An 11,301-nucleotide genomic window follows, 5' to 3' on the forward strand; every position below is an offset into this window, starting at 1 on the left:
CAATAGAGAAATGGACTTTATCTTAGGCACATCACTTATTTTAACGAGTTCGCTTAGTGATTAAATCTGTAAGCACATTAAGCCGAACACTGCATAAGATCACCGCCCAAGATCACAGCTACAGTGCAATAGCACCACACACTTTGATGGAAAAGAGTATACTAAGCCCAGAATTTTTACTCATTTGCCATTACAGGATGTCAACATGACTCAAGATGAAATGAAAAAAGCCGCTGGCTGGGCTGCTCTCAAATACGTTGAGAAAGACAGCATTGTGGGTGTAGGCACAGGCTCAACCGTCAATCACTTTATCGATGCCCTCGCCACCATGAAGGCCGATATTGAAGGTGCGGTATCAAGCTCAGAAGCCTCAACCCAAAAGATGAAAGCCCTTGGCATCCCAGTTTATGACTTAAACAGCGTCGATAAATTATCTGTGTATGTCGATGGTGCCGATGAAATCAACGGCAATATGGACATGATCAAAGGCGGCGGTGCAGCATTAACCCGCGAGAAAATCGTTGCGGCTGTAGCTGAAAAGTTTGTCTGTATCGTGGATAACACTAAACAAGTGGATATTTTGGGTGAATTCCCTCTGCCCGTTGAAGTGATCCCAATGGCGCGTTCTTACGTGGCCCGTGAACTCGTCAAACTCGGCGGCGACCCAGTGTACCGTGAAGGCGTTGTCACGGATAACGGCAACGTGATCCTCGACGTTTACAACCTTAAGATCATCAATCCTAAGGAATTAGAAGAGAAGATCAACGCCATCGTCGGCGTAGTGACCAACGGTCTATTCGCGAAACGCGGCGCCGATGTGTTATTGGTTGGCACCCCTGAAGGCGTGAAAACCTTTACCGCTTAAGGCAAGGTGAGTCGAAAGACTCCCATGCGAGAAACAAAAATGCCAGTGCAACTGCACTGGCATTTTTTATGACCCTCATTTTTTATGACACTAAGGCCATTAAGCGATTACCACACTCGGGCCACTAAGCCCTTGAGGTAAAAGCCTTCTGGGAAGGCGCTGGCAATCGGGTGATCGCTCGCTTGGCTTAAACGCTCGATAAATTGGATCTCACGTTTAGCATCCAGTGCCGCATCGGCAACGATTTTTTGGAACAGATCCGCGGGCATTAATCCCGAGCAAGAGAAGGTCAACAGCACCCCGCCCGGATTTAATAATTGCAACGCAATCATATTGATATCTTTATAGCCACGACAGGCGCCATTGAGCTGCGACTTATTGTCGGCAAACTTTGGCGGGTCGAGTACGATCACATCGAAGGTTTTACCCTCATCACGGTACTGGCGTAATAGCTTAAACACATCGGCTTCGTTGTAATGCACATTGTCATCATTTAAGCCATTGACTCGCATGTTCAAACGCGCGGTATCGAGGGCAAGCGCCGACACGTCGACGTTTTCAATGCTGGCGGCGCCCGCCTTAGCAGCATACAAACCAAAGGTGCCCGTGTAGCAAAAACAGTTCAGCACCGATTTGCCCTTCACAAACCGCGCGGCCATGGCACGGTTGTCGCGCTGGTCGAGATAAAAACCAGTCTTATGGCCCTTAGTCACATCGACGGCAATCTTGATACCGTTTTCTTCAATGATAACGGGCATTTCAGGCAGCGTGCCATGGAGCAGTCCCATGGTGGAAGCTAAGCCTTCTTTCTTACGGGAATCAACGTCTGAGCGCTCGTAAATCGCGCAATCGGGATACAGCTCGGCGAGCACATCGACAATAGTGTCACGCCATACATCGGCGCCCATGCTTAGCAATTGGCAGACCAACACATTAGCGTATTTATCAATGGTGATACCGGGCAGACCATCGGACTCGGCGGCAATTAAGCGGTAACCGGTTAAGCCTTGCTCACGAATGAGATCGTCGCGTCCCGCTTGGGCACGCAGAATACGGCGCTTAAAAAACTCACGGTCAATTTCTTCTTCGCGATCAAAAGTCCAAATCCGCACTTGGATTTGAGACTCAGGAGACCAAGCACCACGGCCCAACCAATGGCCATCATGGGCAACCACATCGACGGTATCGCCCGGCTCGAGTTTGCCTTTTACGTTGTGGATCCCGTTGGAAAAGACCCAAGGATGACGACGCTCAAGGGACTTTTCGCGACCGGGTTTAAGTTTGATTCTGACTGCCATAGTACCGCCTTAAAAAAGTACCGCCTTGCTAAATTGAACCGCCACAACAAACTGCGTTAAGTTCGCCAGGCGCCGTCTTCAAAAAATGGAAGCGGATAATATACCTAATATCGTTTGAGCGCGAGCCATCCACCGTAAACAACGCGTGTCCACCGTCAACAACGCGCAATAGTGCCGCGCTAAGTGATGGCGATCATAGCTTAGTTTTCGCCGCAAAACCCACTTGTCACAGCCGATTTTTGGCAAGCCAGCACGATTTTCGACGAGATAAACAGTATTTCGCTGAAAGATATTCTCGCCCCTTAAGGTCTTATCCCAGCAACAGGACTTAAGCAAAAGCTACACAAGCAACTAGGCTTATTCCTGTGTTTATCCATCCGCTTTATATGCTGCCTATTGGTGCTGTCGTTATAAAAGCAAGCTAATCAACAAGATGACTCATGTAGTCAGAATGCAAAGGAAGATACCATGAATAAGAAAGCCCAAACCGCACTTTCAGGTGCAGCACTTGCTATGGCCATGGCCGGTATGGCAAGCCAAGTGAATGCAGCAGAACCTATGACCAGCGCCGACAGTAGCGACCTCGTTCACTGTTATGGCGTGAATACCTGTAAAGGCCATAACGACTGTAAAACCGCAGATAACGCCTGCGCTGGACACGCCAGCTGTAAAGGCAGTGGATTTGTGGCTATGCCATCCAAGAGTTGTGGCGATGTCGGTGGCAAAGTGGCCGATGATTGGGTGGGCAAAATCGCCAATACCGAGTTAGTGCACTGCTATGGCATCAATACATGCAAAGGCCATAACGACTGTAAAACCGCAGACAATGCCTGCGCCGGACACGCCAGCTGCAAAGGCAGTGGTTTTGTGGCCACCCCAGCCAAAGCCTGTGGCGACTTAGGTGGCAAGGTCGGCGCTTAAGACTTGCCCGCAAGCTTGGTACAGAGGAATAAGCGGTCGGTATCTGGGCCGCTTCAGCCACTCAGTCATCATGAGGTTGATACATGGATAAACAGCGTCTCACTCACCCCACCCTAGGTTTTGGTTTAGGGCTGCGAACCCAGCACTTCGACCATGTGCTTAGGCATCAACCCGAGGTCGACTGGTTCGAGATACTCTCGGAAAACTTTATGGTCGCGGGCGGAAAACCCCGCTATTACCTGAATGAGATTGCCGAGCGTTATCCGCTGGTGATGCACGGCGTTTCTTTATCCATCGGCAGCACAGATCCGCTGAATATGGATTATCTCAAGGCGCTTAAACAACTCGCGAATGAAGTACAACCCCAATGGATTTCCGATCATATTTGCTGGACCGCCATCCACGGTATCAATAGCCATGACTTACTGCCCCTACCCTACACCGAAGAAACCGTAAGACACGTGGCCGAGCGCATCGGCATAGTGCAGGACTTTTTAGGCCGCCGCATTCTGATGGAGAACGTCTCCAGCTATTTGTCCTACCAAGATTCGACCATGAATGAGTGGCAATTTGTTAACGCAGTAGCCGAGGAGGCTGATTGCCTATTGCTGTTAGATATCAACAACATCTATGTCAGCGCCCGTAACCATCAGTTTCCCCCTGAGGATTATCTGCTGCAAATCGCGCCTAATCGGGTGCAACAATTTCACTTAGCGGGCCACTCGGATTACGGCGACTATGTTATCGACACCCATGATCACGACGTTTGCCCCAGTGTCTGGGAGCTGTATCGACAGGCATTAACCCGCTTTGGTGGCGTCAGCACTATGATCGAGCGCGATGCCAACATCCCCGAATTTAATACATTAGAAGCCGAGTTAGCAATTGCCCGCAACATCGCCCGCACCAGCTTAGGTGAGTCCCATCCTCTGGTTTACAGACCGCGGCAGGAGACGGTAGCATGAGTCAACTTCGCGAGATCCAACAGCAATTTATGGATTATCTGCTGGCAAGCGCCGCCCAAACGCCAATACCAGAAACCATAGAGAAATCCTTTAGTGACAAAGTTGCCGAGCAAGGCGGCGTCGGCCGTGATATCCGCATGCAGATTTACGCCAATGCCTATCGCATTCGCTTAACCGAAGTCCTCGATACCGACCATGAAATACTCGGTCTGTATTTGGGCGATGACTTATTTGCGCGCATGGCCAATGGCTATATCGCCCACCAGCCCTCACGTTTTACCTCGTTACGCCAATTTGCCGATGCCCTGCCCGACTACTTAGCCAGCGACGCTTTTTTTAGTCAGTATCCAATTATCAGCGATATCGCGAGATTCGAGCGCCGCCTACTCAATGCCTTCGATGCCAAGGATGCACAGCGCGCAAGTTTTGCGGCGCTGCAATCCTTACCCGCCGATGCTTGGCCCTATTGCCAACTGCGTTTTCACCCCAGCGTGCAGCTTTTTGAGTGTGCCAGCAATGCGGTCGAAACCTGGCAAGCCTTAAAGCATCAACAAGTCCCACCCACGCCCAATTATCAAGGTAAACGCGCTTGGTTACTCTGGCGCGGTGAAAGCCGTTTAACAGAATTTATCTCCCTCGCAGAATACCAATTAGCCTTAATTCAAGGATTTATTCATGGCGCCAATATTGCCGAGCAATGCGAATTGATGTTGGCGTTTTTTACGCCAGAAGAGGCCATGCAGCAGCTGTTGCAAGCGCTGCAAGCTTGGTTTCAATTAGGTTTGATATTGAGTGTTCAGCCAAACGATTAAGGCATCAGTCTCTATACACAAACAGCGGCTCGAACCGCTAACGCCGCAGTGCCAATTCCACCATCACGGGGGCATGGTCGGTACTATAGGCATCGCGCTCATATTCGGGCCTGACTAAGTGTCTATCGCAGGTCTGATAATCCACCACCTGCGCCAAACTGCGGCTATCGCTGGCATCAAACTCATTGGAGAGCAACACATAATCCAGCACTGATCCTTTAGGGCCATAGTAATGGGTGGGCGCCCTATGCTCACGGTAATGGACGGCGTTATCGGCTAAATTGGCTTCGATAAACAGCTCATAAGCATCTTGTAATCGATAGTGGGCAAACACTTGCGCTAATGCTGCATCGGATAAATGCCCAAGCCCAGCAGCTTTAATATCGTTACTGTGCAGCGCTTCGCCTTGGAGGGTTAACGCATCCAACGCACCTAAGGACAAACTATCGTTAAAATCCCCCATCAGGATCACCGGATATTTGGCACTCTGCCTTCTGGCGAGTATGGCATGGAACAGCAATGCCGCCTCGGCGCCCCGCTGCATGGTCGAGGCCCAGCGCCCGAGGGCCTGTTCGGTTAATAGCTTAGTCTCGGCGTGTAACTTAAGATCCGACGGCGCATTTAACGACAAGCCCAAGGGATGCGGCTCTAAAGCCAATCCCGGCCGCTTAGATTTAAAATGCACCACATAACAATCACAGGGGCCAATCTGCGGCACCGCCACCGTCGCCCGTAACACTTTACGGCTAAAGCTAAATTCGCTCGACAGGCCCATCGCCGCCACTAAGTGCGCCTCTGGTTCGATAGCGTGTACCTCAAGGATAGGGAAGCGAGACGCCAACGCCACCACAGGGCTTTGATAGATATAATCATTGACCAAGGTCGCACTATCGACCACCGCAAAGTGGGTTAATCCCTGCTGCAACGCAAGCTGGCGTAACGGTTCGGGGCTAAATACCTCCTGAAACCCAACAATATCCGGATGGTGTTGATTCAATAACTCGCTAAACCACTGGCACTTTTTCTGCCATTGGCCGTGGCTATAGATATTCTCAAAATCGTAAAAGGCAGAGGGCGGCTCGATAAAGTTAAATAGATTCACGGTCGCAATTTTAATATTCGATTGCGTTGCCTCAGTCGAACTCGACCATTCTGGGGAATGCTGCGCCACGGTATTATTCCTCTTTAGCCAAATCATGCTATCAACAGCGCCTTTAACGGATTTACGCATCAAAATGGCCTATTCTCCCAACGACTTAGGCAAGAGATGCCATCTTAAGGCGTGACACCCAAGGTTATACCTAAATCGATTCGATCATCAATCACAGCACACTCATTACCACCAGCGACCAAGGCAAGAAAGCCCATAAAACCAACAAGAAACCCACTTGGTGAGAGCATTTAACCACCAACAGTCAACAAGATTAAAACCAACTAACTCAATTCACTCAAGAATAAAAACCAAATTCAAACATAAACATAGTGAATTGGCACTCAGGTTTGACTTTGCGTTTTCGCGGTTTAGAATCTAGCCACTTTTATCATTGCGGAGACCCACTGTGGGCACACACATAAGTGACAGTAGATGCCCTGTCCAAGTGACAGGATTAAACACCTAGCACTAGCCCGCAATGTTTTTGCTGCTACCTGCTAGGCAGGGTAGTAGCGTGACGCTTCCTAACTCCACTCCCATATATTCAATTTAAGCCTTTACCCATGGCCAATCAGCTTATGCTTGCGCTCGGCTATTGGTTTTATCCGGCCTTTGGCTGGAGGGAAAGTGCTGACCATTGAATACATCTTCACGCATGTTTTGCCCCAGTAGGCTTCCCTTACTTTGGGAGTTTACCTATGGCTTATATCAAACATACATCCACCTTAGCCCGGCAACCTTTGGCCCTCTTTGGGCTATGCCTTAGCGTCACAGCGAACGCCTCTTTGCTGGACGTTGATGATCCCGGCATCGCCGAGCGCTGCGAGCTGCAACTCGGCTGGCAACAACCTAGATCGGATCACTCTGCGACAGCACTCAAAACGGCGGCAACCTGCAACCAAGGACAATGGGAATGGCACTTAGGGTTTGAACATCAGCATCTAAGCGTTGAAGATCAAGCAGACAGCAGCAATAACCAACAGCAAACCGAGCTGGGCATTAAATTACCCTTGCCTATCGACACTGGCCCTTGGCAGAGCGCGCTGTCCATTAATCTGCAACACCATCATCAAGATCCTCACCCCATTGGCGCAGAAGTGCTCAGCATTATGGGATATCAGATGGCGGAACGGGATTTACGCCTCTATAGCAATTTGGGCTTTTATCAACACGCGGCTCAGTCGCCACAACTGATCGCAGGCATCGCCATTGCCTTAGCGCAGAGCGAAGATCAGCAATGGATCGGCGAAATTTATCGCAAAGCACCCGAGGCACACGCCTACCGTCTTGCCTATCAATGGTTACTCAAAAGACAGTTGCAACTCGAGTTCAGCCTAGGCAATGACCTTAAGGGAAACGCCCAGCAATTCGGTGCTGATATCACTTTTTTCTTTGGCTAATAGCTCGTTGGGAGAATGACCTATGAACATGAACAACAACCAAAAAAACACTAAGCAAATCATCTTAGCCCTGCAAATCATCCTAGAACAACGCGACAGCACGAGCATGGTCGCCTTGGCCAAAGAGCGCCATCCCGCGGACATTGCCACCGCGCTCAGCACCTTTAGTCAGTCGCAGCAATTAGTGTTTTTGCAACTGGCACCGGCAAAAGTTGCCGCCGATTTACTGCGCTATTTAAGCGAGGAGCAGCAAGCCACGTTAGTGCAACAGCTTGATAAAGCCACACTATCGTCGCTCTTACTAACGATGGCGGCGGATGAGCGCGCCGATCTCTACAATCTGCTCCAACCTGAGCAGCAAAAACTCTTCTTGCCAGTGTTAGCACAGGCTAAACGGGAAGATCTGCGCACCCTAGCAGCCTACGATAAAACCAAGGTCGGTGCGGCGATGACATCGGATTATACCTTGCTCAATAGTCGACATACCGCCGCCCAGGCGATTGATATGCTTCGCACGGAAACCGCCGACAAAGAAACCATATATCAAGCCTATGTGGTTGATATGTTGGGACGCTTAATTGGTACCGTCTCGCTACGGCAATTACTGCTGGCTCAGCCAGAAGAACGGGTGGTCGATTTTATGAAGCCCAACCCCATTGCCTTGGATGCCAACGCCCAATGCCAAGAAGCGGTGCAGATGATCGCCCATTACGATTTGCTGGCCCTGCCCATCATCAATGGCAAGGGGCAATTGGTCGGGATTGTGACCTATGACGATGCGATGGATATTGCCAGCTCACAGGCCGATCTCGAGTTCACCAAAACCGCGGCCATAGGCAATATCGAGCACAATTTAAAGACAGCCAGCATAGGGCTACTCTACCGTAAGCGTGTAGTCTGGTTGGTGATTTTGGTCTTTGGCAATATCTTCTCGGGGGCGGGTATCGCCTTTTTCGAAGATACGATTTCAAGCTATGTGTCTTTAGTGTTCTTTCTGCCTTTACTTATCGACAGCGGCGGTAATGCAGGCTCGCAATCCGCGACCTTAATGGTGCGGGGATTAGCCACCGGCGAAGTGATACTCAAGGATTGGCTCTCACTGCTAGGGCGCGAGTTAGGGGTTGCGGGATTACTCGGTGCCAGCATGGCGCTGGCGGTGTCCTTGCTCGGTTTCTGGCGCGGCGGCCCTGAAATCGCCCTCGTCGTTGCACTGACCATGCAAATTGTGGTGGTCATTGGCAGCCTGATTGGTATGTCACTGCCCTTTTTACTCAGCAAGTTAAAAATGGATCCGGCTTCAGCCAGTGCGCCACTTATCACCTCAATAGCCGATATCATTGGTGTACTGGTTTACTTTAGTATTGCCACTATGCTGCTCGATTTGCCGACGGCATAGGTCGATGGTTCTCTAACAAGTCGTCACCGCGTTTTCAGTCAGATGTCGCTGTGACGCACAGAGTTTTGTGATAGCTTAAAACCACCATGGGAAGGCAAAGGAATTTATCGCTCTGTCTTCCCATCTGGTTGAGGTCCGTTATTTGCGCCAGTTCATAAATTTGTTGTTTATTAAGAAAATGATAAGAATAAAGCGCTGGGGTAGATTACGCTTTACTAGCCGCATTTTGATTTAACACCTGCCTCACAGGAATCGCCCATTAAGGAGCGAACAAGCTGCTGCCATAACAATATCGACAAAGGTTTAGAGGTTTTTATGTGGTTTCATTCCAAACTCAAAGCAGAAAACGAAGCGCTTAAACAGCGGCTGATTGATCTACAACGCAGACACGAATTAGAAATTGAAGAGTTAAAAAACATGGCCCGAGAAAACGAGGCCATGCAGCAACAGTCCCGTCAGCATATTGATCTGTATAGCGAAGTCATCGCCTGCCAAAATCAGGGCGGCGAGATGCTAAATGCAGTGAGAGAAGGCCTAGCCAGCAGCGCTGAATTACTCACCGAAGAACAGGCAGCCCTGTCTGAATTAGATAAAATATTTGATCAAACACGGGTAGCAATTGCCAATTTAGGCAGCCGCGCGACTGACATCAACGAGCAAGCCACCAACAGTATGGATGCCGTAACCGAGCTGAATAACACTACCTCATCGATTAATCAGTTTGTCTCCGCCATTCAAGGCATCTCAGAGCAAACTAACCTACTCGCCCTCAATGCCGCCATTGAAGCGGCTCGTGCAGGAGAGGCTGGCCGCGGCTTTGCGGTGGTCGCCGACGAGGTTAGACAACTCGCGAGTAAGGCTCACGAGGCCAGTAGCCAAATTGAAAAACTGGTAAAGCAGATTGTGGCACAGGCGTCGAATATCAAAGAAATTGTGCACAACAATCAAAACAGTGCCCTCGATGTTGCATCCTCCTCGACTCAAATCGGCCAAGTGGTTGAAGATGTACTTCAACGCTCCCACAAAATGCAGCAGGTGATCCACAATGCGGCGACCGCTTCTTTTTTAAATACCACTAAACTCGACCATGCTGTCTGGAAGAGTAATGTTTACCAACTAATTGAAAAGCCAAAGCATGATCATAGCGTTAATTCACACACCGAATGCCGCTTGGGCCAATGGTATTTCAAAGGATTTGGCGCGGAAAATTATCAGCATTTAAGCAACTTTAAAGCCCTCGACGCTCCCCACAAGGCAGTGCACGATGCGGGTAAAGCGGCGCTGGCTGCAAAACAGAAAGGCAACTTAGCTGACATGGTAAAGCAGTTACATGCTATGGAAGACTCGAGTATGCGGGTTGTGGCTTGCCTCGATAATCTACTGCGAGATGTGTATCGCCAGTAACTCGCGACTGTCAGCAGATATGAGCGCCTTGGGGCGCTCTTTTTATTGCTAAATCTCTCTTCCCTTCCCGCTCCTGCACTCGTTGGGAGAATTCACTCTATACCTGCTTTGCCTCTGAAAGGCATTCCTCCGCCATCACGACCAACAAATACCTCTGAGCCTCCTTGATAGCGTAGGGCTTATCAACTTTACTTCATTGAGAGCATGCAGTGAGACTTGCCGATAACAGTTTCATTTTTAGGGTGGTTAATGAAGTTTATCAAACACTTACTAATTGCGGCGTGCCTATGTATTCTTCCGTACCGGGCGCTTGCCGCCCTCAGTATCTATACCGAAGAATGGGCTCCCATTAGCTTTTCCGTCGACGGTAAACCCGATGGTTTAGCGGTACAAGTGGTGCAAGAAATTCAAAAGCGCGTGAATAATCAGGATCCCATCAAGGTCGTTCCCTGGGCACGCGGCTGGAAAATCATGACAGAGCAGCCTAATACAGTACTGTTTGCCATGACCAGAACGCCTGCACGGGAACAACTGTTCAGCATGATAGGCCCAATCGCCACGGGGACCATCAACTTCTACGCCCTAAAAGAAAGCCAACTCAACATTAGCTCGATTGATGATGCCAAGCAGGCGAAGGCCGTGGGGGTGTATCGATCTTCCGTGGAAGATCAATTATTAATGGAGCATCAGTTTACCAATATTGCCCCTTCTACCACGCCGTTACTGAGCGCTAAACAACTGATGAAAAAGCGTATCGATTTATGGTGCAATACTAACCTCACCGCCCCCAGTATTCTGGCCGAAGCGGGCGCGAGTATTGATGATGTCAAATCCCTCTACACTATCAGTGCGAATCATCTGTACATTGCATTTTCGAAGGGAACGCCAAGTGAAGAAATCGATAAATGGAAAGAGGCACTTATCAGCATTAAGGCCGATGGCACCTTTGCACAAATTTATCACCACTGGTTGCCCAATGATGCGCCGCCAATGGAAACCGAGCGCATTGGGCAATAAATATTGAGCGTAAGTCTTTTAACGCAAAAACAAAGGCCGGATAACTTAAGTTATCCGGCCTTTTGATGAC

10 protein-coding genes are annotated in these 11,301 nt (G+C 49.6%); 8 read left to right on the forward strand and 2 right to left on the reverse strand.

The annotated features are described in order from the left end of the window. Window positions 1–205 precede the first annotated feature (205 nt). The gene (rpiA, locus tag L2713_RS00475) at window positions 206–865 is read left to right on the forward strand and encodes a ribose-5-phosphate isomerase RpiA (protein WP_248966491.1); all 660 of its coding nucleotides are present in this window, start codon (window positions 206–208) and stop codon (window positions 863–865) included. A 107-nt stretch (window positions 866–972) separates the two neighbouring features. Here the strand turns inward: rpiA and L2713_RS00480 are convergent, their stop codons facing one another. Next, complete coding sequence (locus L2713_RS00480) at window positions 973–2,163, reverse strand: class I SAM-dependent rRNA methyltransferase (RefSeq protein ID WP_248966492.1); 1,191 nt, start codon at window positions 2,161–2,163, stop codon at window positions 973–975. Window positions 2,164–2,631: 468 nt separating this feature from the next. Here L2713_RS00480 and bufA2 point away from each other — a divergent pair, with 468 nt between their 5' ends. The 3 genes from bufA2 (at window position 2,632) to L2713_RS00495 (ending at window position 4,861) form a co-directional block, all read left to right on the forward strand. After that, window positions 2,632–3,084: a BufA2 family periplasmic bufferin-type metallophore gene (gene bufA2 / locus L2713_RS00485; RefSeq protein ID WP_011621764.1), complete on the forward strand. Its 453-nt coding sequence runs from the start codon at window positions 2,632–2,634 to the stop codon at window positions 3,082–3,084. Window positions 3,085–3,167: 83 nt separating this feature from the next. Beyond that, window positions 3,168–4,049, forward strand: a complete 882-nt coding sequence (gene bufB, locus L2713_RS00490) for an MNIO family bufferin maturase (RefSeq protein WP_248966493.1) — start codon at window positions 3,168–3,170, stop codon at window positions 4,047–4,049. Then, window positions 4,046–4,861 carry an HvfC/BufC N-terminal domain-containing protein gene (locus tag L2713_RS00495; RefSeq protein ID WP_248966494.1) on the forward strand — a complete coding sequence of 272 codons (816 nt, stop codon included), beginning with the start codon at window positions 4,046–4,048 and terminating at the stop codon, window positions 4,859–4,861. The genes bufB and L2713_RS00495 overlap by 4 nt, the downstream gene beginning before the upstream one ends. A gap of 37 nt (window positions 4,862–4,898) precedes the next feature. Here L2713_RS00495 and L2713_RS00500 read toward each other — a convergent pair whose 3' ends face one another. After that, window positions 4,899–6,032 carry an endonuclease/exonuclease/phosphatase family protein gene (locus L2713_RS00500; protein ID WP_248966751.1) on the reverse strand — a complete coding sequence of 378 codons (1,134 nt, stop codon included), beginning with the start codon at window positions 6,030–6,032 and terminating at the stop codon, window positions 4,899–4,901. 680 nt (window positions 6,033–6,712) lie between these two features. Between L2713_RS00500 and L2713_RS00505 the strand changes: the two genes are divergently transcribed. From L2713_RS00505 to L2713_RS00520, 4 genes are all read left to right on the forward strand, one after another. Next, entirely contained in the window at window positions 6,713–7,414 is a 702-nt protein-coding gene (locus L2713_RS00505) for a hypothetical protein (RefSeq protein WP_248966495.1), read from the forward strand. 22 nt (window positions 7,415–7,436) lie between these two features. Continuing rightward, entirely contained in the window at window positions 7,437–8,810 is a 1,374-nt protein-coding gene (mgtE, locus tag L2713_RS00510; protein WP_248966496.1) for a magnesium transporter, read from the forward strand. A gap of 315 nt (window positions 8,811–9,125) precedes the next feature. Further along, entirely contained in the window at window positions 9,126–10,214 is a 1,089-nt protein-coding gene (locus tag L2713_RS00515) for a methyl-accepting chemotaxis protein (protein ID WP_248966497.1), read from the forward strand. Window positions 10,215–10,463: 249 nt separating this feature from the next. Then, complete coding sequence (locus tag L2713_RS00520; protein WP_248966498.1) at window positions 10,464–11,231, forward strand: substrate-binding periplasmic protein; 768 nt, start codon at window positions 10,464–10,466, stop codon at window positions 11,229–11,231. The last annotated feature ends 70 nt before the right edge of the window (window positions 11,232–11,301 follow it).

The sequence above is a fragment of the Shewanella seohaensis genome (genome assembly GCF_023283775.1).
In the GTDB taxonomy this organism is placed as follows: Bacteria; Pseudomonadota; Gammaproteobacteria; order Enterobacterales; family Shewanellaceae; genus Shewanella; species Shewanella seohaensis.